The 26,087-nt window shown below is 33.9% G+C and carries 25 protein-coding genes and 8 pseudogenes; 1 reads left to right on the top strand and 32 read right to left on the bottom strand.

Annotation, left to right across the window (positions count from 1 at the left end):
- Positions 1-16: 16 nt before the first annotated feature.
- Positions 17-794 (top strand): annotated as a pseudogene (gene rlmB / locus DYQ05_RS08110) (23S rRNA (guanosine(2251)-2'-O)-methyltransferase RlmB).
- A gap of 268 nt (positions 795-1,062) precedes the next feature.
- On the opposite strand, the gene DYQ05_RS08105 reads toward rlmB, so the two are convergent.
- The 32 genes and pseudogenes from DYQ05_RS08105 to DYQ05_RS07965 form a co-directional block, all read right to left on the bottom strand.
- Positions 1,063-1,386: a hypothetical protein gene (locus DYQ05_RS08105; protein WP_206183226.1), complete on the bottom strand. Its 324-nt coding sequence runs from the start codon at positions 1,384-1,386 to the stop codon at positions 1,063-1,065.
- A 103-nt stretch (positions 1,387-1,489) separates the two neighbouring features.
- Positions 1,490-2,212, bottom strand: a complete 723-nt coding sequence (locus DYQ05_RS08100) for an MORN repeat-containing protein (protein ID WP_206183225.1) — start codon at positions 2,210-2,212, stop codon at positions 1,490-1,492.
- A gap of 493 nt (positions 2,213-2,705) precedes the next feature.
- On the bottom strand, positions 2,706-3,161 hold the full coding sequence (locus tag DYQ05_RS08095; RefSeq protein WP_024465762.1) for a hypothetical protein: 456 nt from the start codon (positions 3,159-3,161) through the stop codon (positions 2,706-2,708).
- Between the two features lie 45 nt (positions 3,162-3,206).
- Positions 3,207-3,623, bottom strand: coding sequence for a lysozyme (locus DYQ05_RS08090; protein WP_435372829.1), 417 nt, complete (start codon positions 3,621-3,623; stop codon positions 3,207-3,209).
- A gap of 128 nt (positions 3,624-3,751) precedes the next feature.
- Positions 3,752-4,138, bottom strand: a complete 387-nt coding sequence (locus tag DYQ05_RS08085; protein WP_192815168.1) for a DUF3997 domain-containing protein — start codon at positions 4,136-4,138, stop codon at positions 3,752-3,754.
- Between the two features lie 645 nt (positions 4,139-4,783).
- Positions 4,784-4,945: pseudogene (locus DYQ05_RS14680) on the bottom strand (RHS repeat domain-containing protein); the annotation flags it as partial.
- Positions 4,946-5,026: 81 nt separating this feature from the next.
- Positions 5,027-5,605 carry a hypothetical protein gene (locus tag DYQ05_RS08080; protein ID WP_024468087.1) on the bottom strand — a complete coding sequence of 193 codons (579 nt, stop codon included), beginning with the start codon at positions 5,603-5,605 and terminating at the stop codon, positions 5,027-5,029.
- A gap of 2 nt (positions 5,606-5,607) precedes the next feature.
- A pseudogene (locus tag DYQ05_RS14675) lies at positions 5,608-5,825 on the bottom strand (RHS repeat-associated core domain-containing protein); the annotation flags it as partial.
- Positions 5,826-6,188: 363 nt separating this feature from the next.
- Complete coding sequence (locus tag DYQ05_RS08075; RefSeq protein WP_206183224.1) at positions 6,189-6,764, bottom strand: hypothetical protein; 576 nt, start codon at positions 6,762-6,764, stop codon at positions 6,189-6,191.
- 17 nt (positions 6,765-6,781) lie between these two features.
- Entirely contained in the window at positions 6,782-7,240 is a 459-nt protein-coding gene (locus tag DYQ05_RS08070; protein WP_024470091.1) for a hypothetical protein, read from the bottom strand.
- A gap of 13 nt (positions 7,241-7,253) precedes the next feature.
- The gene (locus DYQ05_RS08065; RefSeq protein ID WP_252723313.1) at positions 7,254-7,532 is read right to left on the bottom strand and encodes a hypothetical protein; all 279 of its coding nucleotides are present in this window, start codon (positions 7,530-7,532) and stop codon (positions 7,254-7,256) included.
- Between the two features lie 10 nt (positions 7,533-7,542).
- The gene (locus DYQ05_RS08060; RefSeq protein WP_206183223.1) at positions 7,543-8,292 is read right to left on the bottom strand and encodes a hypothetical protein; all 750 of its coding nucleotides are present in this window, start codon (positions 8,290-8,292) and stop codon (positions 7,543-7,545) included.
- A 180-nt stretch (positions 8,293-8,472) separates the two neighbouring features.
- Positions 8,473-8,997, bottom strand: coding sequence for an RHS repeat domain-containing protein (locus DYQ05_RS13950; protein ID WP_252723312.1), 525 nt, complete (start codon positions 8,995-8,997; stop codon positions 8,473-8,475).
- Positions 8,972-9,487, bottom strand: a complete 516-nt coding sequence (locus tag DYQ05_RS13945) for a hypothetical protein (RefSeq protein WP_252723311.1) — start codon at positions 9,485-9,487, stop codon at positions 8,972-8,974. The genes DYQ05_RS13950 and DYQ05_RS13945 overlap by 26 nt, the downstream gene beginning before the upstream one ends.
- Entirely contained in the window at positions 9,447-9,752 is a 306-nt protein-coding gene (locus DYQ05_RS08050; protein ID WP_041610129.1) for a hypothetical protein, read from the bottom strand. Before DYQ05_RS08050 ends, DYQ05_RS13945 begins: the two co-directional genes overlap by 41 nt.
- 529 nt (positions 9,753-10,281) lie before the next feature.
- Positions 10,282-10,518, bottom strand: a pseudogene (locus DYQ05_RS14670) (RHS repeat-associated core domain-containing protein); the annotation flags it as partial.
- A gap of 347 nt (positions 10,519-10,865) precedes the next feature.
- A complete protein-coding gene (locus tag DYQ05_RS08040; protein ID WP_020965490.1) occupies positions 10,866-11,417 on the bottom strand; it encodes a hypothetical protein in 552 nt (183 codons plus the stop codon).
- Between the two features lie 9 nt (positions 11,418-11,426).
- Entirely contained in the window at positions 11,427-11,708 is a 282-nt protein-coding gene (locus DYQ05_RS08035) for a hypothetical protein (RefSeq protein ID WP_225969085.1), read from the bottom strand.
- A gap of 69 nt (positions 11,709-11,777) precedes the next feature.
- A pseudogene (locus DYQ05_RS14665) lies at positions 11,778-13,292 on the bottom strand (RHS repeat domain-containing protein); the annotation flags it as partial.
- Positions 13,273-13,650: a hypothetical protein gene (locus DYQ05_RS14660; RefSeq protein ID WP_435372819.1), complete on the bottom strand. Its 378-nt coding sequence runs from the start codon at positions 13,648-13,650 to the stop codon at positions 13,273-13,275. The gene DYQ05_RS14660 and the pseudogene DYQ05_RS14665, both read right to left, overlap by 20 nt.
- Positions 13,651-13,754: 104 nt before the next feature.
- The gene (locus tag DYQ05_RS08025) at positions 13,755-14,063 is read right to left on the bottom strand and encodes a hypothetical protein (RefSeq protein WP_020965487.1); all 309 of its coding nucleotides are present in this window, start codon (positions 14,061-14,063) and stop codon (positions 13,755-13,757) included.
- Positions 14,064-14,568: 505 nt separating this feature from the next.
- Entirely contained in the window at positions 14,569-15,156 is a 588-nt protein-coding gene (locus DYQ05_RS08020; RefSeq protein ID WP_020965486.1) for a hypothetical protein, read from the bottom strand.
- A gap of 609 nt (positions 15,157-15,765) precedes the next feature.
- A pseudogene (locus DYQ05_RS08015) lies at positions 15,766-16,272 on the bottom strand (RHS repeat-associated core domain-containing protein); the annotation flags it as partial.
- Complete coding sequence (locus DYQ05_RS13935; protein WP_252723309.1) at positions 16,191-16,667, bottom strand: hypothetical protein; 477 nt, start codon at positions 16,665-16,667, stop codon at positions 16,191-16,193. The pseudogene DYQ05_RS08015 and the gene DYQ05_RS13935, both read right to left, overlap by 82 nt.
- A 241-nt stretch (positions 16,668-16,908) precedes the next feature.
- A complete protein-coding gene (locus DYQ05_RS08005) occupies positions 16,909-17,184 on the bottom strand; it encodes a hypothetical protein (protein ID WP_024466058.1) in 276 nt (91 codons plus the stop codon).
- Positions 17,185-17,782: 598 nt separating this feature from the next.
- A pseudogene (locus DYQ05_RS14655) lies at positions 17,783-18,418 on the bottom strand (RHS repeat domain-containing protein); the annotation flags it as partial.
- 100 nt (positions 18,419-18,518) lie between these two features.
- The gene (locus DYQ05_RS07995) at positions 18,519-19,292 is read right to left on the bottom strand and encodes a hypothetical protein (protein WP_020965483.1); all 774 of its coding nucleotides are present in this window, start codon (positions 19,290-19,292) and stop codon (positions 18,519-18,521) included.
- 127 nt (positions 19,293-19,419) lie between these two features.
- Positions 19,420-19,737 (bottom strand): hypothetical protein, encoded by a 318-nt coding sequence (locus DYQ05_RS07990; protein WP_002679232.1) that lies wholly within the window; start codon positions 19,735-19,737, stop codon positions 19,420-19,422.
- A gap of 3 nt (positions 19,738-19,740) precedes the next feature.
- Positions 19,741-22,240, bottom strand: a pseudogene (locus tag DYQ05_RS07985) (RHS repeat domain-containing protein).
- A 118-nt stretch (positions 22,241-22,358) separates the two neighbouring features.
- Positions 22,359-22,895: a hypothetical protein gene (locus DYQ05_RS07980; RefSeq protein ID WP_144299196.1), complete on the bottom strand. Its 537-nt coding sequence runs from the start codon at positions 22,893-22,895 to the stop codon at positions 22,359-22,361.
- 64 nt (positions 22,896-22,959) lie between these two features.
- A complete protein-coding gene (locus DYQ05_RS13925; protein ID WP_252723307.1) occupies positions 22,960-24,822 on the bottom strand; it encodes an RHS repeat domain-containing protein in 1,863 nt (620 codons plus the stop codon).
- Positions 24,812-26,029, bottom strand: coding sequence for a sel1 repeat family protein (locus tag DYQ05_RS07965; RefSeq protein WP_206183222.1), 1,218 nt, complete (start codon positions 26,027-26,029; stop codon positions 24,812-24,814). Before DYQ05_RS07965 ends, DYQ05_RS13925 begins: the two co-directional genes overlap by 11 nt.
- Positions 26,030-26,087 lie beyond the last annotated feature (58 nt).

Here is a 26,087-nt window from a genome sequence, read left to right as displayed (position 1 = left end):
ACGGATATAATTTATTATGAAAAAAATCATTACAGGTTTTCACTCAATAGATGAAATTTTAAAAGCTGAAAAATTTGTGCGTGAAAAAAATGAAAAAACTTTTTCTTCATTTGAAATTGTTTATTCAAAAACAGGACCGCGTGTAAAAAAAATTTTGGAACTTGCAAAAAATTTAAAGGTGCCGATAAGACAGGAAGATGAAAAATGTCTTAATTCTTATACCGAACATCTTCCTGAACAGCTTAAAAATCATAGAGGCATTATTTTAATTTTGGAAACGGAAAAAGAAAGTATGAATCTTACACTGGAGGAATTCAGTGCACGGATGTTTCAAAAAGAAACGGCAATTGCGGTTATTCTTGATTCCATTACCGACCCCCATAACATAGGTTCAATTATACGCAGTGCCGATCAGTTCGATATAGACGGAATAATAGTACCCGAAAATAAAAGTGCAGGCGGGTTTGAAACTATCGCAAAAACAAGTGCCGGAGCTTCCGCTTGGATTCCAATAATAACCGTACCGAATCTTGTACGCGCGGCAGAAAGGTTAAAAAAAGACGGCTTTTGGATTTACGGAGCCGATGCGGGCGGCATTCCGGTTTCAAAAGAGGACTTCCCCAAAAAAAACGGTACTGGTTATGGGAAGCGAAGGGTCGGGAATAAGCCGCCTTTTGGAAGAGTCTTGCGATAAAATTATTTCCATTCCCACTCAAGGCAAATTGGACAGTTTAAATGTTTCGGTTGCGGCAGGTATTCTGTTTTATGAAATACGTAAAAGTATGAATAAATAAAATTGCGAATTTATTTATGTTTCTGCAAACATCTTTTTTTGCTTATGCTGCCAATTGAATTTATTACCTCTTCCCGCCTGTTTTTATTAACAAATTTTGCATTTAAGTTTGGATATGTTTATCATATTCTTTTTTTTAAGAACTCAAGTTGTATGTCAAGGACGGAACCTTTTTCATCGACCTATTTTCAAAAAGCCTGTCAGTGGGGTTGTTTAGTAAATTTAAAAGTTTAGTCCCCGATGTTTTGCCGAATGGCAAAACTCGAAGTTCAAAGGTGCGTAAGCATGTTTTGGGCAGTGGACTGCATATACTTGTTTATCATTATAATATAAAAGTAAACAAGTATCGGCATCGCGCTTGCTTCGAAGCTGCGCCTATCGGCTTGCTGCACCAATACCGCTCCAATCTTTTTGCTGCATTTGTCTTCACAGGCAAGGCTCTTTCCTCCGGTCAGAGCTTGCTTTTTGCTTATACAAACCGCAAAAAGGATTTGCCTGGAAGTTCGGCTTTGCCTCACTGCATATACTGCTTCAATCGCTGTCCTAAAGGTGAGATAGTTGGGCTGTGAATAAAAGTAAAGTTTTGTTTTCATAGCTTTTTTAATATCATAACAATTTTATCAAATAATTTTTAATTCTACCTCCAAAAATTTTCTATCTTTTACTGCCATACTTTTCGATTTCATTTTAAATTAATTATTTGTTTCTCTTTTTAATTTTTATTATAAACACAATATTTAAAATAAATGAACCCAAAAGCGCAAACGTTGTTATATCCAACAATAGGGAAGACATTTTATTTTTCCAAATATATTTATAAGGCAATTCTCCATTTGAAAATTTCCCCTGATATATTTTACCGTTTTGTTTTGTCAAAGTTCCAAACCCGTCAAATTTACCATTCACAAAATTACCAATATAACTATCTCCATTTGAAAATTTATAAACACCTTGACCTTCAAGTTTTGTATTTATAAAATTACCTGAACACACAGCCCCGTCATTATATATTATTTTACCTTTCCCATTTAAAAAACCATTTTTAAAGACACCTTCAAAAATATTTCCTACTGACGTTTTTAATATACCGTTTCCTTCATATATACCGGAATTAACTTCCCCCTCATATGAAGATCCATCACTATACAAAATAAAAGCTTTACCGATTTGCAATCCATTAAAATAATCTCCTTTGTAAACATAGGAATTTGTTGTCATTTCGCCATAGCCATGAAACAATCCATTTTGATATTCGCCTTCATACTTATCTCCATTTGAGCATATCTGAACCGCTTTACCTGAAAATAAGCCATCTTTTAAATTACCATGATAAATTGAACCATCAGGTAGTAAAACGTCAATAGCAAATAAAGCTGCATTTAAAATAAACAATATAATCATTATAATATTTTTTTTCATATATCTCCCATAAATATTTATAATTTTATTCATCTTTAATTAATTTTGGCAAAGTTGGTTCTTGCAACTTGGTCAAAATAATTATTAAGAGCTTGAACCTCCGGATGCACACCCATACCCGGTAAGTTTTCGTTGTTCTTCTTTACCTCCTAACTCCTATCTTCAAAACTGCTGCTTAAGGGTCGGTGCAAGCACCTTGCCCTTAAGAATCCTGCAATATTCTTATAGCTTTTATTATTGCATAAAATATAAAAGTACACAAGTGCAGGAAGAGCGCTTTTCAGGCTTTCGCTGTCGCTTTGATATATGCCTACAGAAATTACTGCGGAAAGATGTACGACAAAAGCAATTTATAAAAATTGCTTTTGCTCCCTTTAAATCGCTGTCCGGGAAGTGAGATAGTTGGGTTGGTTGAATAAATAACTAATCTTCATTTCTTTCTTCCTTAATGCAAAAGATATTTAAAATTAAAATAATATAGCGGCATTCATTTCTATTCCTTGCGCTTCAAAATATAATATATGCCGCCTTTCATTGAAACCATAGCCTTATCACTAATAACAAACAAAAAAGAACCTATTGGGCGTGGTGTTGGCTCTGTTTTAATAGTAATAACTTTAACTTCATCTTCTTTAATACCTAAATCTTTAAATGTCAATGGTCTTGAAGATGAACCTGCAGTTTCTTTCCATAATAGTTCCTCATTTATTATTTCAACCGATACTTTAGTAATATTAAAACTCAAATTATCTATATTTATTTTATTATTTTTATAGATAATAGTTTTTCCTATGTTAGTCTTAGCAATATCATATCCGACATTTACAATTCCATCTAGTTCTAAAAAATCAGCAATTTCCCAAACTGTATTATTTAAAACACTTTCCTGTGCAGATATTATGAACAATAACATAATTAAGTTAATAAAGACAGCAACTCTTAATTTCATATTTACTCCGCAAGCACCTTTATAATCTTATTATCTCGAATATAATCACCATAAAAAAATCTCAGCTTCATCTATTCTACGTTTGTCTAAACCTAATGAATATTTTTTATTAGCGTTGTTGTACTCTCTAAATTTATTTGTGATGGCTTTTTCATATACACTACTATCATGTTTATTTTTAAAATAAGAAGGATCCGTTACTTCTGCATAACAAAAAATTTTAGAATTAACTAAAGCACCTCTACCCGCATTAAATCCAAGACTTACCAAAGCACCAAATTCATTTTGCGAAAGGGGAACAATTCCATCAAAATTTTTATTAATTCTATCTTCAATCCATTCAATATCCTGTTGAAAAAATTTTTCTGCCGTATCAACATCAATGCCATTTTTCATTGCTTCAGCTTCTTTTGCCGTAATTTTATGACCATATCCTATTGTCCAATTACCGTAACTATCTATTCCGGGTGCAGTCTCCTCTATCAGCCCTTCGGGCTCTTTGCAAGGGAATTATTATACATTATCCTTAGCAATTTCTCCTATATCTATATCTTACAACATTTAAAGCTTATTATCATACCCTAAGACTTTCAATTTAATCGCAAATTTTCAGGCACCAAAAATCGTTCACACAGTTTAATAAATTGATTATATTCCAAAGGACCAAATACCTCTTTTTTTTTCTTTAAAATTAGCCAATAATATTCCGAATCCGCCCCATTAGAATATTTATAGTTATCGTTATAATTATAAGTGAACTCTCTATACTGACACGGTTTTTGTTTTGCAGTAATAAAATAATCATCATACTGATATGAAAGTATTTTAGGCGGAATATCAGCTAAATCTATGTTATCACTCATAATAGCCGCTAAATCTTCATAATAACAAAAGCCATCTCCAAGTTCGTACAAACCATCATCAAACAATGTAAAAAATAAAAGAAATATAAAACATAGAAGAAGACCATAAATCAATATTTTTATACTCCTATATAATTTTTTTTGTCTTATAATATACACAATAATTAATATAAGAATAATCATAGGTATAATAACAAAAAAATAAGAAGACATCAAAATGCGCATTTTACTTTTTCCTTTTTAACTGTGCGCTACCATAAATACTTATAGTATAAGGGACACCTTTCCCTGCAATAGATATTCCCTGCAATAGTAGCAATATTTCCAAACCAATTTAGAGGATTTTTCCATGATTTCATATCAAAATCATATTTATCAGCAAAAGCCCTACAAGTATCATTCGGATAACGAAGAAAGGTTAAAGAGCCGTAAACTTTACCATCTTTGCTTCCTAGTGTAAACAAATTAAATACATATTTTTTTCCAATATATTTATCACCCAAAGAATAAAGCATAGATAAATCTATTTGATTTATATCAACAAATAATTCTTATCCGTTTCCATTTTTATACCAATCATTGGCTTCTTCAAGTGTTAATATTGCATCCCAACCAGGTCTATCTTTTAAACTCGCAAAACTCCCATTAAATTTATCTAAAGCTTCTTGTCAATTCAAACCATTAATTCCTAAATTTTTATTACGTGCATCATCTAATGTCATCTTTAAATTATAGTCTTCTTTGTTCATAATAAATGCATCGCCTGTACTTCGAGTCTAAGTATCCAGCACCATAATAGTAAAGTTCCGTCTCTTCGTCAAGCTATTTACCTGTAAACCTGAACGGTAACTTATACAATCTTGCAGCGACTTCCTCAATACACATCTCACCGTAGGGAGAGTATTCAATGTGCCAGTACTGCCATTCATTATAATCTTGCGTATCTCCGTATATCACAGCAAGTACAAATCGAGTATTCCGAAGAAAAAACATGTAAATCAATCACAATGCCAAATACGGTGATATATAAAAATGTCTAAAACATCTTACTTCAAAATTATACATAACTTCCCGTATTTCTCCTCCATCAATTGAATAAAATATAACAACCTTTAAAGGAAATTTTTCTTTTTCTTTCAAATGCGAAGAAAATATTTTTTGAAAATTAATCTTTTGCTTTGTTCTTTCTTCAAAAAAATAGCTGTAATAGTGCGGCGGCAACCCCTCAAATGAATCAATTTCTTTAGATAAATTAAATCTCCGTTTCACAGCAACATCTACTTGTTTTTCATCAAATAAAAATCTAAATTTCTCAATTCGTATTGTATCATACAAATCTAATGTTCTGACATAAATAGAAAAGTTTGTTTTTCTCTCATTACTGATATTTTCAAAATCTACATTTACAACAATTCGTTCATTTATAAGTTTATTAATATAATTTTCATGTAAAGGAGGATATGAGGCGTATCCATCATCTTGATGAAATTTAAAATATAAAAACTCTGCTCGTATACTTGAAAAACCATACATAAATAATATTCCTATCATAAATAATATAAAAATAATAATTCTTTTCATAAAAAACACTCAAAATTAATAGTATTAAAAATACCTCCGGACATTACATTAGAAGAACCTGCCGTATACTCACCTAATGCAGGGTCGCCTGATAACCAACATCGAATATTTCGTATCTAAGTATCTAGCTCCATAGTAGTACAGACCCCGCCTCTTCGTCCAATTCTTTTCCCGTAAACCTGAACGGGAACTTATCTATTCCGAATGCAGTCTCTTCTATCAGCCCTTAAGAATCCCGAAATATTCTTATAGCTTTTATCATTGCATAAAATATAAAAATACACAAGTATCAAGTACAGTACTTTGAAGCTGCGTCTATCGGCTTACTGCACCAATAATGCGCCAATCTTTTTGTTGCTCGGGGTTTTTTCAGCCGGTGTTTTTATGCAAGCATTTACGCTGCCGCTCCAAAAACCGTATTTGTTTAAACACTCCGCACAAAGGATTTATTTTGAAGTTCGGCTTTGCCTCACTGCATGTACTGCTTCAATTGCTGTCCAAAATAAGAAATAGTTGGACTGTGAATAAATGCAAAGTTTTGTTTTCATAGTTAAGTCCGCAGCTTATTTACTCAAGTTGCAACCTAATAATGAGGTTTTTCTAAAAAAAATATATGATATACAAACCAGTCAAACAAAGCTTTGGGATGTTCCATACCTATAATAAAAAAATGTAGCAGCAGTTGAAAAAAACTTATGCAAAAATTAAAATCAAATTCAGCCGGTTTATTATTTTCAATATGCATTCCAAATATATATATCCTAATATTAGGATATCCCATTTTTTTGCAATGTTCCAAAGCTAAGGTTCTACCACTATCAGCCCCGCTACCAGAAAACACTCTATATTTACTTTTATCTGAACTAAAGCACAAATCTGTTCTTATATACGGCTCTTTTGAAAAAAAATAGATAATATCATCTCCGACAAATATATCAACATAATCTACTGGAGATACTATCATATAATTATTTTTCGGCAATAATAAACCTTTATATTTATACGGCATAATGTAACAACCATTAGATGTATTCCAAAATGTAAAAGTAGTACTTCCAACGGTATAATAAAATTTATATTCCAAAAGATAAAAAGTACATGACACAGGTAATAAAAGTAATAATAAAACAATAATTCTAAAAACTTTCTTCTTTTTCATTTATCACTCCATAACTGCTAAAAATCATTTTCAGTTGAGTTCATATCGGAAGTATTTATACCATATGTATTTATTAAAACATTCGGATAGTTCATTTTTTTACAATGCTCCCATGCTTCAGTCCTGCCGATATCGGAAAATTTACTGCCGAATACTTTATATTTGCTTTCATCTGAACTAAAGTAGTTATGCGGGAATATACTGACACGATGCGAGAAAACATAAACAATACCATCACCTACAAATATACGAATATCATCTCCCATGTGCACTCTAATATAATCTTTTTTAGGTAATAATAAACCTTTATATTTATAAGGCATAATATAGCAATAACCGTTCGGTACATTCCAAAATGTAAAAGTAATATTTCCAATAGTATGATAGATTTTATATTCTAAAAAATAAAATGTACATGAGAAAGGTAATATTAATAGTAACAATAATAGAATAATTTTAATTGTTTTCTTTTTCATAAGTTATTCCTACTTAAAACATAACATCTAAATTTTTCCACACATTATTAAAATTAGCTTTTCCATCAATAAAGCCTTTATATTGTGCTGCCCGTGATTCAGGTCCTTCAGTAGATCTTGTTATGGAACGGGCTCTAAGTGAGTCTACAGCTGATTGTAAGGCATCAAAGCCAAACCTCGCCTCTCCCCATGAAAGACCTTTTTTACCTGCTATATAACCTGCGGCATAATTACCTACATCGTCCGAAAGAGATAGGTTAGGCGGTGAATACAAATGATAGTTTGTTTTCATTATAATTTCCTCACATAAACATATCTTTAGAAAAGGGAGTTTTAAAATAATCCATGTATAGTTTTTTAAAGGCCTTTAACTGCTCTTTCGACATTTGTTTTAATACACCTGAGTTAATTATTCGAATAATTATTTCTTTTTGTTCTTCTTCGAAAGGTGAGCTCTCTGTAAGCGGAATAACCGGCTTATTCCTTTTAAATTTCTTCCAATTTTCTATTATATGCTCCATATCGCTAATATGCATAACCATACTTGATATTTTTAATAATGCAAAATTTTTTTCAAAAAACAACCGTTTTTTATTATTACAAAAATCCAATGTATCATTATAATAGCAACATCCTACACTTACAAGTTCATCCCAATATTTTTCAAGTCCGTTTAATAATCGTATTTGAAATTTATTATGAAAATGACGATATAAAAGACTTACAGAGCTATCTGCTGTCAAGGCTGTAAGCATTAACCATGAATTTGATACCGCTTTTTTCATATACCACGACACTACATCAGATGTATACACTTCATCATGTAAAATATAATCACTTAAAACTGATGGGAAAAAAGCATTCGGTACTCCACGTGTAGAATATCCGTCAACCATCACAATTGGTGTATCTTCCGTAACGTCCATCATTTTCTCGGGAGTTTGTATTTTTTTTATAAAATTCTTCATAAAAACTATATTGTGATTTTTCAACGGCCTTAATCTTTTTAAAACTTCATTATATGTTCCGAATAATATGCTAGGTATTTTCATTTTAACATTCTCCTATTATTTATGGTGCAACGGCAGACACTGCTGCTAAAGGAGGACACACAGCCCCTGCAGCGGCTGTTCGAAGTAGTATTACCAGTAACCGTATCTGGGGCATTAGCAGCTCTATAAATTCCAAAAATAGCTTTATGTATTTGTCTTCCTTCATCTGTATGTATAGTTTCACTTCTTCCCCGGGTCCGCATACTTTATAGGATTATTCCCCGCATAATGATAAACATGCAAGTTTACAACATTAAACACGCATCCTATTCCGGGTAAGTTTTCATTGTGCTTCTTCGCTTCGTCATTTACCGGCGCTTGCGGTATATACTCATTAAGTGCAGGGCCACCTGATAACCATCTCGAATACTTCGGGTCAAGGTACCTAGCTCCATAATAATACAGCCCCGTATCTTCATCAAGCTCCTTACCTGTAAACCTGAACGGTAACTTATCCATTCCCGGTGTAGCCTCTTCTATCAGCCCTTCGGGCTGCTTTGCAAGGAAATTATTATACATCGTCAAAAACAGCTTTGCTGTTTTTGACTTATAAGTCCATAGTTCCCCGTAAGGTATGTACTTTATATGCTCGTATTGCTTCCCTCTCCAATCCGTTACGAATTGTGCACTTCCCAAATGGTCACTGTGGTAGTAGTATCTCTTTTCCTTTTGCTCATCATTATCTCCATGGTTTTCCGTATACATCTTCCTCTTTTGAAAATATACGGACATCTCCTGCGTCGCACGGCAAAAAAGTGTCCTCGACGTATACTCGATACGCCTGTGGTACTTTTTTGCCTAACTCCTTGTACTTACCTCGCCTATTTTCAAAAGTCCTGTCAGTGGGGCTGTTTAGTAAATTTAAAACTTTAATCCCCGATGTTTTGCCGAATGGCAAAACTCGAAGCTCAAAGGGGCGTAAGCAGCTTTGAGCTTCGGACTGCTCAATTTTGTTTTTCAATATTATGAAGAAAACAAAATTGAGCACCGCGCTTTTCAGGGCTTCGCTATCGCTTCGGTATCTTTCCGCAGAAATTACTGCGGAAAGATGTACAGCAAAAGCAATTTTTATAAATTGCTTTTGCTCCCTTTCAATCGCTGTCCGAGGAGAGAAGTTAATGGATAATTTCCAATCGTAATTAAATTTCATAATTCTAAAATCTATCTTTTTTCTTTTTTCCTCTATCTTCTTCAATCAAAAGCCCAGAAATAAATCCTAAAACTATCATACAAGCATATGTTATTAATTTGGTTCCTAAAGAAAAAATTAAATAACCTGCTATAAATCTCAAAATAAATTCAACAATTTCTTTAATTTTATATATCCGCTCTCTAAAATTTGTATCAGTACCATATATATATAAGTATTTTTTATTAAACGGACGCATTAACCATCTACCTAAAAAAAGAAAAGCAAAAACCAATAAACTGCAATTTATTACAACTAACAATATGTCCATAAACACCTCATTAATAATCTAAATTTTCCGTGCATGTAATCACTGGCTTACTATCGCTATCTTCTCTTTCACGTTTATATACGTTAGTAGTTCTATTTCCAGAATTTTTTACACCAGAACTATCACTTACAACTTCTAACTTTGTATTTGTTTCTATTTTCATTCCTGATTCATACTTAAACACATATTTAGAGCCTATATATGAACCAATACCGGCTAAAATAGCATTTATACTTTTCGCTATATTATTGCTACCAATTTGTTTCACTATAACAGCAGTTAACAAAGATGAAATTAAAGTATACCCCATATCTATTTCTACATTCATGTCATTAGCCAATTTTGTACCAGCTTCAGTATCCTTAATCAAAAAAGAAGAATTGATGGAATACTGTTCAAAAATTTTTCCATTGTCCATATAAGTTGTATAATTTATAGTAGAAGTATACTTATATGCATCAGTCTCTACATTAGTGACAGTTATTTGAATAAAAGGCTCATCAATAGTGCCTTTACCAGACTGCTTAGTTTCCCTTCCATCCGGGTCAATATACTTAATCGGATTATTCCCCGCATAGTGATACACATGCAAGTTTACCGTGTTGTATATACCGCCCATACCCGGCAGGTTCTCGTTGTGTTTTTTCGCTTCGTCATCAATAGGCGCTTGCGGTATGTAATCATTCAGTGCAGGGGCGCCTGACAGCCACCTACTGCACTTTGGGTCAAGATACCTAGCTCCATAATAATACAGCCCCGTCTCCTCTTTTGAAAATATGCAGGCAATTACTGCGTCGCACGGCAAAAAAGTGTCCTCGACGTATACCCGATACGCCTGCGGTACTTTTTTGCCTGTCTCCTTGTACTTACCTCGCCTATTTTCAAAAGTCCTGTCAGTAGGGCTGTTTAGTAATAAGCGTTTGTTTAAGCAACTTTGAACGGCGGACTGTTGCATTTTGTTTATTATTATCATGAAGAAAACAAAATGCAACACCGCGCTTTTCAGGGCTCTGCTATCCCTTTCAATCGCTGTCCGAAAGAGGTAAATATACAACTGTTTATATTTATAATCTACCATAATTTTTCTTTAGCACTCCAACTATTCATAATAATTTAAAATAAAGATAATAATAAATAAACACCTCCAAGAAAATCAACATAAAGCGGCAAAGCGCATAATATAAAAACAAATTTTCCTAAAACCAACTGCAAATATGGATGATTGTAGTCATCTGAATGGAATTCAAAAACAACTTCCGTTATAATATTTTGCACAATACCCACAATTAAAAATAAAATATGAATAACAAAAAAAATAAATTTCGGTTTAGGTTCAAAAACAGGAATATATGTTTTTGATAAAAGAAAAGAAGCTATATAAAGCAATATTTTAAAGACTGTAAGTAAAAACTTTATAAGTTTAGGAGGTATATTCGCAATTTTTGTTCTTAAAGATTTAAAACCGAACTTATAAAAAGAAACTCCCAAGCCGAATAAACCTACGCAAAGAATTTTTAAAGCATCAACTAATTCTGAAATATCAATATTCTTATATTCCATGCTTTCTTTTGCATACGGAAAAAGATAAAAAAACAACACATAAACTATTCCAAAAAAAACAGAAGCAATAAGACATGCCCTCGCATTAATTTTTTCATAATTCATAAGGGCTCCTTACAATAATGTATTTATAAAAATACACAACAAAATAATACTGCCACCTATGACACATGGTATAATATATATGCAGCGGTATACTTTTAACATTTTTATATAATCTTCCAATTCATATTTTTCGGTATCAAAAATTGAAAGCTCTTCATATATCGGTTTTAATACCGACAGAGGTACGAATTCGGGTATGAACAATAAAATTTTATCTATACCTAAAATTTGCAGACAGTTCAATTTTTTAGAGATTAACCGGGCTCCTTTTATCTGCAAATAAAACCTCATTATCCCACCCGATATAAAATATATAAATATTAATAGCCCAAGAAACGGATTAACTTGTATACCCATATTTCACTCACGTAACTCCTTATCAAAAAAATTTCTTAGAATTTTATATGCAAAATTACTTATACTATATTCAATAGATTGTATCATTTCATTTAATTCATCTATTCCTTGATTTTTTAATTCTGTTAAATCAATATATAATGTGCCTGACCCAAAATATGCTGCAGCAATAGCTTTTATACCAACAGTAAAAGAAAGTCTACCTTTTTTATCGGTTTGTACCCCTATAAAAAAAGCACCTTCAGTTGGAAGATTTCCAGACCATTTTGAATAATTATCTGGTACAAACTGTAATATACCATTGAAGTTTCCTTCTCCAGTATCCTCCGGTACATTTATTGCATTTACAATAAGATTAAGAGCCGTATTCCCCTTATCAAGCAACTTTAAAAGTTTGCCTGCAGTACCAAGTGCATTAGAAAGTTGTTGTTTAAAGTCAATATCTGTGCCTGCACCAAGTCCTAACTCACCTTTAATATATAAAGCAATATGATTATTACTATCTTTTGCAAATCCAATACTGCCGCGTGCTGCTAATAAAATAGCTAAAGAACCAGAAATAATTGGTGATTCTTCTATATCTTCCCCATCCGGATCAATATATTTCACCGGATTATTCCCCGCGTAGTGATACACATGCAAGTTTACAATGTTAAATACCCCACCCATACCCGGTAGATTCTCGTTATGTTTTTTTGCCTCATCGTCTATCGGTGCTTTAGGTATGTAATCGTTTAGCGCCGGATCTCCCGACAGCCACCTACTGTATTTCGGGTCTAAGTACCTCGCCCCATAGTAGTACAGCCCCGTTTCTTCGTCAAGCTCTTTCCCCGTAAATCTAAACGGTAACTTATCTATTCCCGGTGCAGTTTCCTCATCCAGCTCTTTCCCCGTAAACCTGAACGGCAGTTTGTCCAATCCCGCAGCAACTTCTTCAATCCAGAGTTCTCCGTACGGCGTATACTCTATATGCTCGTACTGTCTGCCTTTCCAGTCTGTTACGAACTGTGCACTTCCTAAGTGGTCACTGTGATAGTAGTATCTCTTTTCCTTTTGCTCTTCATTGTCTCCACTGTTATCCGTGTGGGTCATCGCTGTTACAAGGCGGCTGTTACCGACAAAGATATGTTTATGCACCCTTAACCCTTGCGGGTTATCTTTGTCGTATATCGGAATATGTATCGTAAAGAAATTGTTAAAGTATAGCGTTTCACTTCTTCCTTCTTCAGTATACTTTAACGCTCTCTTCCCGTCTTCACCGTAGCGATAGTGTACCGTGTAGTTTTTATCGCTCGATTTAGTGAGTAAATTTTTTTCGTTCAAGCCCTTACGGGCTTGCTGAGTAAGGAAATTATTATACATCGCCAAAAACAGCATGGCAGTTTTTGACTTGTAAGTCCACGTATAGTTCCGCCTGTAGGCAAAGAGGTCTTGCGGGTTCGTCTGTTCCGTTTCTTTAGGGGCGTCAAGACCGAAGCCGTAGTCTGCACCGTATACGTCATCTTTTGAAACGGCGGACAATTACTGCGTCGCACGGCAAAAAAGTGTCCTCGACGTATACCAGATACGCCTCCGCTTTATTTTTACTAGGCTCCTTGTATCTGCTCCACCTATTTCCAAAAGTCCTGTCAGTAGGATTGTTTAATAATAGTTTTGTTTTGGCGGACTGCTCAATTTTGTTTTTTAGCATTACGAAGAAAACAAAATTGAACACCGCGCTTTTCAGGGCTCCGCTATCGCTTCGGTATCTTTCCGCAGAAATTACTGCGGAAAGATGTACGGCAAAAGCAATTTTTATAAATTGCTTTTGCTCCCTTGCAATCGCTGTCCAGGGGAGATAGGTAGGTTGTGAATAAAAGTAAAGCTTTGTTTTCATAGTTTTTCTATTTTCCTCTCAACGGTTTTATCAATTACTTGTTACTCTTTCCTTCAAGTTTTTTATTTTCTCACATAATACCATATTTCAACTATTTATACAATTTATTTTAATATCCTATAAATACTAAGTAAATCCGTGTGTTCAACATCATTTCCTTCTTCATATATTTGCCTATGGAAGTTTAAAAATTGAGAAGCCTCATAATATGTCGGAAAAAGAAAAAAATTATTAAGATTCTCTTTGTATTTATAAAAAAAATCATATGAGGAAAAAATTATCTCATTGTATATTGAAGAAAAGGAATAATAATCAATATCAAGAATTCCTACATCAAATCCATAACATTTATTATTTATATTATGGTTTTGATCTACACAAATACAGTTAGAGTAAATACTTTCTCTATCCACTACAATCTCCTCAATACCTTTATAGGCTTGAAAAAAACATCTAAATTAATGTGTTTTATTTTTGCAATATTTAATAACTGTTTAGAGTAACCATTTACTATTTCATCACGTTCAATAATTATCTTGCAACTCATATTCACCAATTACTCAGTTTACCAGTGCGATAGTTAGGGAAGGAAAGACACTTTTGCAGAGAAAAGTTTCTTTCCTTCCTATGCCCCTTCCTATCTTCAAAATAGCTGCTTAAAGCCTCCGCCCTTAAGAATCCCGAAGTTTTCTTATAACCTTTATTATTGCACAAAATATGAAAATAAACAAGTATCAATACCGCACTTTTCACTCCAAAAACCGCATTCACTTAAACATATCTCAAAAATGATTTTTGCATATTTTTTACTATTTTTATCAATCAGAATTATTTTTCTCAAATTGGTTTATAGCATTGCTTGTCAGGCACCTTTAAAAATCAAACAAGGTTTTTAGAGGCGTCCCTATAAGTAATTAATTACATATGCGGAAATAATGAATACATCCAATTGGGTGCAGTATTAATCCTTTCATAGCATTTTACATTATAGTTTCTTGAGATTTTTACAGATTCACTATCTCCAAAAGCAAAGGTAATCTCTATCAAAAGAGAAAACTCATCTCCGTAATTATATTTCATCTTTTTGAACATAGAAGCAAAAGGTATTTTCTCTTTAACTATATTTCGATCGACAGAATAGAAATAAATGTCTTCATCATTTTCTTGTTTTTCCAACTTAAAAACCTTATTAATTTTTTTTTCCACAACTTTATTTTTCCATGAAAACTTTATTGAAATCAATTCAAAATAGTCCAGCTCAGTTTTTGATTTTATTTCAAAATCTATACCATGCTTTTTTTCATTTCCTACTTGTGAGAAAACTATTCCGATACTATATCCTTTTTCATTTAATTCTTTTAATGCTTTATCTGATTTTAAAAAATATGTAAAATCATCATTAGTTATCTCAAATGCTTTTGAAACACCCCAAGGATATGAATATCCACAAGATCCCATATTAGAAATACATATAAATACAATTAAAAAAATAGGTATATTTTTCATATTATCTCCTTATCTCCCATTTTTGTTATACTGATCTTGAGAATAGCTATGACCAAAAATTAGACGATAGATCGGAGTTATACCCCATTGTCTAAAAAACGGATTCATATCCCATCTTCCATGATCACCACCAGCAGTCCATCCACTATGCCAACTTGAAGTATCTTTTGCATAATTATAAGTTCCCTTATTAATACCTCTTGTAATTAATGAACCTTTTAATCGTCCATCACCTTGGAAAACAGCTTCTCTTCCATCCCTTTCATTAACAAACTTTCTATTTTCTAGTTGGCCTTTTCCAACTCCATATTGATGTTCGCTACGAGCAGATCCTGTTCGTTCAACCCATCCATCAGAAGCCTTCATATCCTTTAAAGTATAATCTTCACCTGTATCAGATGTATTTAAAAAATCCCGCAAATCTTCATTCATAAACTTTTCATTCCCCTCTTTTCCTAAAAATAGATCATCTAAATTGAATCTCTCAGGGTGCTCATTCCGCATCTCATTTCTTAGTGCTTTTGCAGCATCCGCTTTATCCTGTTTTGTTTTATAATTCGTATTTACAATTCCTTTTAAATATTCTAGTTGTTTCGAAACATTAGCTCCATCCTCAAGCTCCAACCCCGTTGGGTCCGTATATCTAATCGGATTATTTCCAGCATAGTGGTACAGATTAAAATTAGTAGTATTAAAAATACCTCCAGACATCCCATTAGAAGAACCAGCCATGTAATCGTTTAGCGCCGGGTCTCCTGACAGCCACCTACTGTACTTTGGGTCAAGGTATCTCGCCCCATAGTAGTAAAGCCCCGTCTCTTCGTCAAGTTCCTTACCTGTAAACCTAAAGGGAAGTTTATCTATTCCAGGTGCAGTTTCCTCTACCCATAACTCACCGTAAGGTGTGTATTCAATGTGTTCGTACTGTCTGCCTTTCCAGTCAGTTACGAATTGTGCACTTCCAAGGTGGTCACTGTGATAGTAGTATCTCTTTTCCTTTTGCTCATCATTATCTCCATGGTTATCCGTATGTGTCATCTCTTTTGAAAATATGCAGGCATCTCCTGCGTCGCTACGTAAAAATAAATGCTCGACGTATACCCGATACGCCTGCGGTTAATTTTTTCTCGCTCCTTGCATCCAACATGTCTATTTTCAAAAGCCCTGTCAGTAGGGCTGTTTAGTAAATTTAAAGGTTTAATCCTCGATGTTTTATCGAATACTCGAAGCTCAAAGGTGCCTAGGCAGCTTTGAGCGGCGGACTGCTCAATTTTGTTTTTACAATTTCTCTCCGACACGGACGGCGGTGATTTTGAGCGTATAAGTTTTGCGTATGCAAAACTTATTATCAAAAACTGTACAAGGATGTACGGTTTTTGATGTGGCACCGCGCTTGCTTCGAAGCTGCGCCTATAGGCTTGCTGCACCAATACCGCTCCAATCTTTTTGCTGCACTTGTCTTCATAGGCAAGACTTTGCCTCCGGTCAGAGCTTGTTTTTCGATTATGCAAACCGCAAAAAGGATTTGCATGGAAGTTCGACTTTGCCTCACGGCATGTACTGCTTCAATCGCTGTCCGGAGGAGGAGATAGTTGGTTTGTGAATAAATGATAAGTTTTTGTTTCATAAGATTTTCTATTTACCTCAACAGTTTTTATCACCTAGTTTTAATTTTATATACAGGTATTGAAATAATTTCTTAAACTTCAATTTGTCATTTAAATAAATAATATATCAACACTCTTTTATGGTTTATCCAAACAATGTTTTAATTAACATAAAAAAACAAATCAAAAAAATAAGAATAGCTGCAACTAATCCCTTAATAGTAGAAGGTAATATCTTATCATTATCACGGTCATCTTGAAAATCCAAATAGAAACTAGGAAACATACAGCCTCCCATAATAGTACCCAATAAATAATATAAAATAGCCGAGCCTCTATATTCAATTATACATAATACGATTAAAATCAAACATGCTATTAAAGCAATATAAAAACAAACTCGGGCGATATGTCTATTCATTCAAATTTTCCTCTCTTTCAAATTTTAATATTTCTTTCATAACATAATCAGCCATCTGTGAAGCAGCTCCTGGAGCCATTTTTTCACCAAAATATCCTTCTACAAAATCTTTGTATAATTGCTTTCTTAGTCCATCAATTGTGTTTAATGCACCCCGCCGCCCTTTCATATAATACAAGCCGTTTTTGCCCACAGAAATACTAATTAGACTACCTAACTTTTCACACCCTTTCTTAATGCCACTACTAGCTAATGAAGATAAAATTACTACTGCAAAACCTTTAGCACCCTCAATATAATTACCATTAGAAAGATTATCAAAGCCAAGAAGTATATCAGCAGCAGTACCAATGGTTCCCGTAATTGCCGCCAGTTCAGGCTGCCCAATCGCTAGAAAAAGCAATGTAGCACTTCCAGCTATGTCACTTGTAAAGTTCAATGTTTTAATATATATGTTATATCCACTCTTTGCCATTTGATCAATTTTAGCTAAAACCTCATTTGCCATTTCAAATTGAGGATTTAATGGATAATCTAATCGATTCATTGAATAAATTGCTTTATTTAGATTATAATTAAACCATCCTTTAATAAAATTGATTATATCTCTCCCATCCGGATCAATATACTTCACAGGGTTATTGCCTGCGTAATGATACACATGTAAGTTTACAACGTTAAATACCCCGCCCATTCCCGGCAGGTTTTCGTTATGCTTTTTAGCATCATCGTCAATAGGCGCTTTGGGTATATAGTCGCTTAACGCCGGGTCTCCCGATAACCACCTACTATACTTCGGATCAAGATACCTCGCTCCATAATAATACAGCCCCGTCTCCTCTTTTGAAAATATGCGGGCAATTACTGCGTCGTACGGCAAAAAAGTGTCCTCGACGTATACCCGATACGCCTGCGGTACTTTTTTGCCTAACTCCTTGTATCTGCTCCGCCTATTTTCAAAAGCCCTGTCAGTGAGGATTTCAGATAGTGATAGCTTTTTGCGTAAGCAGCTTTGAGCGGCAGACTGCTCAATTTTGTTTTTTAGCATTACGAAGAAAACAAAATTGAGCACCGCGCTTTTCAGGGCTTCGCTGTCGCTTCGGTATCTTTCCGCAGAAATTACTGCGGAAAGATGTACAGCAAAAGCAATTTTTATAAATTGCTTTTGCTCCCTTGCAATCGCTGTCCGAATGAGATAGTTCGGTTGTGAATAAATGCAAGGTTTTGGTTTCATAATAATTTTCTGTTATCAGTTAGTTTTTAATTTTACCTCCAATAAATTTTTTATTTTTTCATATAATAGTTAATACCGCTTTCCCTGTTGCATAAATTAATTAAAAACATACCATTACTCCAATATTCAACTCAGCACATATCTTACATATTTCGGAAGAAAGTTCAAAAGCGTAATGATAATAAGTCTTTAAACATAATGTTATTTTACACCGTACCTTTTCTTTTATCGATGAACACATATCAACAATATGTCTTTTATAAAAACTAATAGCCATATCAATTTCATTCTCTAAATAAGTATCCTCAGTTAAAGGGAACTCATGTGCATAATAAACTACTCCATTATTAAAGTCATACATATGGGTATGAGCCATAGGGGATGGTATTGGCTGTTCAATGGAAACGGTTATAAAATCCAGAACCTTATAATCTGTACTTTCAGAGACTATATTTTCACTCGCCATCAACATACTCAAACATAATTGTATACCTAAATCAGCACATTCATCTAAAATTCGTGGAGACAATTCAAATATATTTTCATCATGTATTTTATCCAGATAAACTTCATAGGTTATATTCCCGCCGCTTTGCAAAAATGATTCAAGTTTTTGTCTATCTTTCACTTTCGATTTAAAATATGTATTCAAATAATGAATGATAATATCATGATTACTCCCCTTTAGTATTTCAGGAACAACATCATAGCGAGCATAAGATTCTCTGAAAATTCCGCATTTTTTACCGGAGGCTGAAACTCGTGCTTCATTAACAGAGTGTTCAGCAGCCGCTTTAATATCAAAAATAAGTGTTATATCACGAGCAGGCAGTATCGGATGTCTTACTACAATTGCAATATCAAGTTTAAGCATACACCCCACCTATTTTACTGGTATTACTGGAAATCTTTAAGATTCTCTTCAACTTGTGCATTCCCTTTTCCATCCATCATTTACAATAATATATAGCCAAACTGTTTATTCTAATAGCACACAAAAATTACGTTTCATCAAACATATGATCGTATTTTTTATACCAAAAATAAGGCAAGACATGGCGTCCCATCACATATAAAAACAATAAGCCTGTTAAAATCCATAACACTAATAAAATAGAAGCTATAGAATTTGTATAATACCACTGTAAAGCAGACACCTCAACAATTTTCATATCTTCCTTAGTAACTAAATAATAATTACCATTCATAATCATTGTAGTATTAAAAATGAAATTCTCACACTCCCAATATTTATTCATTCTATCCAAAACTGTGAATATTATAGTCAATATTACAATGCATATTCCAAATTTTTTCATATATTACTCCTCAATTTTTCTAAATTCAAGTCCAATCCCTCCACCAATTCCTGCAGCAAGTTTAAATTCCATCCTTGGTCCAAGTGAAGCCCCTGCTCCAAGTCCGCCAATAAAAAAGGATCCTTTTAATCGCACTTTCATATCTCCTATTTTTAGATTTATTGCTCCTTTATATTCTAACATTGATGCTCCAATAGATGCAGTTAAAGATGAATCTTTTAATCCTAAGGCAGTTTCTCCTGTAAAAGAGCTAGCTCCTCCCGACAAACTAATTCCAAAATTTGATTTTGTGCCACCACGGATATTGAGGACACCTTCAGCATTTACTACACCCATTTCAGCATTCAAATTGAATTGACCTTGAGTAATTCTCAAGTCTGCACCGCTTGCAACATACATGGCTTTAAGAAACTCGTCATCAGTACCTGATTTTCCAATACTTTCATCAATAAATTTATGATCTTGAAAAGCAGCCTTAGAAAAATTATCTATACTTCTAAGTATATCATTAAAAGCCTCATATGTTGGATCTGGAACAAATGAAGTATTGTTTGTAAAAAGGCTTTGCCCCTTATCTACTTCATAATTAATCCAGCCTTTTAAAAAATTTATGGCATCATCAATAAATGTTTCCCCATCAGGATCGGTATACTTAATCGGATTATTGCCCGCATAATGATATACATGTAAGTTTATCGTGTTGTATACTCCTCCCATGCCCGGCAAATTCTCATTATGTTTCTTAGCATCATCGTCAATAGGTGCTTGGTATGTACTCACCTAGTGCAGGGTCTCCACTCAGCCACCTCGAATATTTCGGATCAAGATACCTAGCTCCATAATAGTATAATCCCGTTTCCTCGTCAAGCTCTTTCCCCGTAAATCTGAACGGTAACTTATCTATTCCCGGTGCAGTCTCCTCTACCCATAACTCACCGTAAGGTGTATATTCAATGTGTTCGTACTGTCTGCCTTTCCAGTCAGTTACGAATTGTGCACTTCCAAGGTGGTCACTGTGGTAGTAGTATCTCTTTTCCTTTTGCTCATCATTGTCCCCATGGTTATCCGTATGCGTCATCGCGGTTACTAATCTTGAGTTCCCTACAAAGATGTGTTTATGCACCCTTAACCCTTGCGGGTTATCTTTGTCGTATATCGGAATATGTATCGTAAAGAAATTGTTAAAATATAATGTTTCACTTCTTCCTTCTTCAGTATACTTTAACGCTCTCTGCCCGTCTTCACCGTAGCGGTAGTGTACCGTGTAGTTTTTATCGCTCGATTTAGTGAGTAAGTTTTTTTCATTCAAGCCCTTACGGGCTTGCTGAGTAAGGAAATTATTATACGTCGTCAAAAACAGCATGGCAGTTTTTGACTTGTAAGTCCACATATAGTTCCGCCTGTAAGAAAAAAGATCTTGCGGGTTCGTCTGTTCCGTTTCTTTAGGGGCGTCAAGACCGAAGCCGTAATCGGTTGAGTATACTCCGCTTTCTTTATCATAGTTATAGGTAAATATAAACTCTTCCTCTTCACTAAAGGGTCCGTCTTTTTCCGCCGTTATGTTTCCGTTACCGTCATAACGATAATACCTGTTCCCCGCTCTTATTAACCTGTGCGCATATTTACTGTCATATTCATAATCTAGGTTGTAATCTAGGTCGGCTTTCTTATATGCATTTCCCCTACTTCCCGATAAATTAGTCGTGCTCATTTTATTCATCATATTTCCTATGATGTCGAAGTTAAACTCCTGTTTGTACTTTGCTATGTTTACAGGACTCATTCCGAAGTATTTTTTCCCCTTGTATTGTTTACTCTCTCCTTCTACACTTATAAGTTGATATAGGTTATCGTATTTGTACGCTTGAGTTGTCTCATAAGTGCTTGCATCATTCGTGTAACCGAGGACGTTTCCTACAGGGTCAAATGAGTACTTTATTTTTTGAAAAACGTCTTGACTTTGTTTGTTTTCAGTTTCTATTGTATCAAGCCAACGCCGCTTTTCATCGTACTTGTATCTTGTTTCCACTCCGTTTCCGTAACGTATGTACACCCTTTGTGCGTGTTCGTCATCTTTTGAAAATATACACGCCGTCTGCGGCGTCGCTTCAAAAAAATTAATCCTCAACGTACATAAAGTACGCCTGCGGTTAATTTTTTCTCGCTCCTTGCATCCAACATGTCTATTTTCAAAAGTCCTGTCAGTGAGGGCATTCAGTAAATTTAAAGGTTTAATCCTCGATGTTTTATCGAATACTCGAAGTTCAAAGGTGCGTAAGCATCTTTGAGCGGCGGACTGCTCAATTTTGTTTTTTAGTATTATGAAGAAAACAAAATTGAGCACCGCGCTTTTCAGGGCTCCGCTTTCGCTTCGGCATATACCTGCAGAAATTACTGCGGAAAGATGTACGGCAAAAGCAATTTTTATAAATTGCTTTTGCTCCCTTGCAATCGCTGTCAGAATAAGATAGTTAGACTGTTTAAATAAATAACTATTCTTCATTTTCTCTTAATAATTGTTAGATATACCAGCAGTTTTAAATCTATGCATCTGCCTTAAATAATAATTAATATTATTTATTATCAATCATCACACTACTCTCTTTTGATTCCGTTAATCATTAATTGGGGAACGATATAGAATAATAATCGGAAACTTCAGATTCCATTCTAAAAACCTTTAAATAATAGTTAATCAAAAAACTATATTTATCCACATCAATAAAAAAACTTTTATCTTTTTGCATCAATGCCATTCCAAATTCTTTATAAAATGAATAATTATTTACTAATAATGCTAATTCATGTTCAACATTTAAAGCAGGCTCTTTTACATAACCTACTTGTTGGCCGGTTTTTATTGCATTAGGATTTTGAGGCTCCCAAATTAAATAATACCTTTCTTCTTGTTTCAAATTTAGCTCTCCATTCGTAATTTCAAAATATGTATATAAATAGTTTCGTCCTTCTTTTTTACATACATAATAATTTTTAATATTCGCTAAGTTAGTTTCGATAAAAGTTTTCATTTGCAGTTCAAGATTAATAAGTTTTTCTTTTGAAATGACTATATTCCCTGTTTCTTTGTCATAGCTTTTAGCATAAAGATTTATTAAATCACACATAAAGTTATTATCTAACTCCGGCAAAATTTTCATTCTCACAATTCCGATATTTTGACAACTGAAACAGAATATACTAAAATATAAAACAATCATTATTTTATTCATCTTCATTTTTATATACCTTTTGTATTTCTCCATTATTATTTACAACATAAATTGCTTTAATTGTCTCAGCTGACTTTTCTTGTTTCTTTGTGCTTTCTTGTCCTATATAATAAGAAGTCGTTGTAATTTTTTCTGTTTCAACAATGATATTGTCATTAGTTTCTCTTAAAATATCCTGAATATCCGCTGGTAAATCTGCTATATCACAATTAAATACCAATCTCTTAGGCATCTTATTTTTTGTTTGGAAATTATTTAATATTTTTTCGTTATTTCCATAATAGGCAACTGTAGTCTCTATTTCCGTATATTTGTTTTGAACAATATAACCTGGATCATGATTTATTTTTTTATATTCTTGCGTTGTATATATATCATATGATATATAAACTATTCCATACGCTTTACTAGATTTCCCATCCGGATCGGTATACTTAACCGGATTATTCCCTGCATAATGGTACACATGCAAGTTTACAACATTAAACACACCACCCATACCGGGTAAATTCTCGTTGTGTTTCTTCGCTTCATCGTCAATGGGAGCTTGCGGTATATACTCTCCCAGCGCCGGATCCCCACTCAACCACCTCGAATACTTCGGGTCAAGGTATCTCGCACCGTAATAGTACAGGCCCGTTTCTTCATCCATCTCCTTGCCGGTAAACCTAAACGGCAGTTTATCAATTCCCGCAGCAACTTCTTCTATCCATAGCTCTCCGTAAGGTGTATACTCTATATGCTCATACTGTCTGCCTTTCCAGTCCGTTACGAATTGTGCACTTCCTAAGTGGTCGCTGTGATAGTAGTATCTCTTTTCCTTTTGCTCTTCATTGTCTCCACTGTTATCCGTGTGGGTCATCGCTGTTACAAGGCGGCTGTTACCGACAAAGATATGTTTATGCACCCTTAACCCTTGCGGGTTATCTTTATCATATATCGGAATATGTATCGTAAAGAAATTGTTAAAGTATAGCGTTTCACTTCTTCCTTCTTCAGTATACTTTAACGCTCTCTGCCTGTCTTCACCGTAGCGGTAGTGTACCGTGTAGTTTTTATCGCTCGATTTGGTTAACAGGTTACGCTCATTCCACATATAGTTCCGCCTGTAAGAAAAAAGATCTTGCGGGTTCGTCTGTTCCGTTTCTTTAGGGGCGTCAAGACCGAAGCCGTAATCGGTTGAGTATACTCCGCTTTCTTTATCATAGTTATAGGTAAATATAAACTCTTCCTCTTCACTAAAGGGTCCGTCTTTTTCCGCCGTTATGTTTCCGTTACCGTCATAGCGGTAGTATCGGGTACCTGCATGGATTAGCCGATGAGCATAAGCCGGGTCGTATTCGTAATTCAAGTTATAGTCAAGTTCAGCTTTGGGGTATGAGTTCCCTTGGGAGCCGGGTATGTTTGTGGTGCTTAGCTTATTGGTCATGTTGCCTTCTTTTGAAAATATGCGGGCATCTCCTGCGTCGCACGACAAAAAAGTTTCCTCGACGTATACCCGATACGTCTGCGGTACTTTTTTGTCTAACTCCTTGTATCTGCTCCACCTATTTCCAAAAGGCATCGTTTTTCCGCTTCCTATCGTAAGCGGAAAAACCTCTAATAAGCTGTTTTTATTTAATAATAACTTTCTTTTGGCGGACTGCTGACACTTGTGCACTATCATAATTATGTAAAAGTACACAAGTGTCAGCACCGCTCTTTTCAGGGCTCCGCTATCGCTTCGGTATCTTTCCGCAGAAATTACTGCGGAAAGATGTACAGCAAAAGCAATTTTTATAAATTGCTTTTGCTCCCCTGCAATCGCTGTCCGAATGAGATAGTTGGATTGTTTAAATAAATAGCTAGTTTTCATTTTCTGCTATTTCTTTTAGTAGTTTTTTTGCTTCTGTATTTCCGTTTTGAATAGCCTTTCTTATCCAAAAACCACCTCTTATTTTGCTGTACTCATCATCTTTCCCAAGCAAATACTTACCGTATTCATATTGACAATCTGAATCCTTATTTTGTGCTCCTATCCTGAGCCAATATGATGCCTCGGTTTCATCTTTTTTATAGTCTTGATAATATTCATACAAGCGGTAAGCTTCTTTTTTGCCGCCCCGTAAGGCATAGTCGATTAAAATTTTGATTTCATAATCTGAAAGCAAGTTGTTTCCCTTTTTGTAAATATCTTCGTTAAGTCTAGGATAAGAACTTTCAAGTTTCAAGTTTTCAGTTTCTATTTTATAATGAGCATCATAATTTCCATTTTCTGAAGCACTAATTAACCAGTACAAACTACGAATTTTTTTTTCTGTTATAATGTCGTTTGAGGCTTCAAGTATACGAGCATAATCATTTTGTGCAATATCAAAATCATTTTCAGCACCAATTTCAGACCAAATGGATTCGTTATTAGCATCAAATTTAAAAAATTTATAATAAGCAGAAATATTATATGCACAGACATCATCACCACTTAATCCTTTTACTTTAAGTGTTAACAAATCTTCATTTGTAAAATTAAGATGCCCATAATATTTTTCTTTATTTTTAGTATTTAGACTAGCTAGAACTTGTTTAATATCTATTTCAGCAAAGGGAGCTTCACTAAAAGCATTTTCTTTTTTAAGTTTTAATTTTAAATGTTTCAAATCAGCTGAAATTACTTCCAACAAAGATGATGAAAAAAATTTATCAAAACCGCCTCCCGGTTTTCCATAAAAATTAAAATAATCTTTATGAACAATATAATAAATAACATCACAAATAGCATTACTATTTTCGTATATAAAATCATCACCCACTACGATATGAGGTTCCATGGTAAAGTTATTTCCTTTTTCATCATAATTGTAAATCACTGCATCTTGAATAAGAATATTTCTGATTAGATGTGAAATAATGCATCTTTTTTCTGCATCATTAACAACTGAATCCGAAATAATAACGTTGGAAACATACATGTCTTCGATTTTTGTTGTATCTACAAAAACAAAATCCGGATCAATTATAATTACTTTTTCTTTTTCCAATTGAGTTATTATATCGGGAGATAACATTTCAATTTGCTTTTTCATTATATTTTCATAACTTACAGTGTTTGCACAAGAAAAAATAAAAATTAACAAAAGTATT

The organism is Treponema pedis (genome assembly GCF_017161325.1).
Lineage (GTDB): Bacteria > Spirochaetota > Spirochaetia > Treponematales > Treponemataceae > Treponema_B > Treponema_B pedis.
This window is presented reverse-complemented; position numbering and strand designations above follow the sequence as displayed.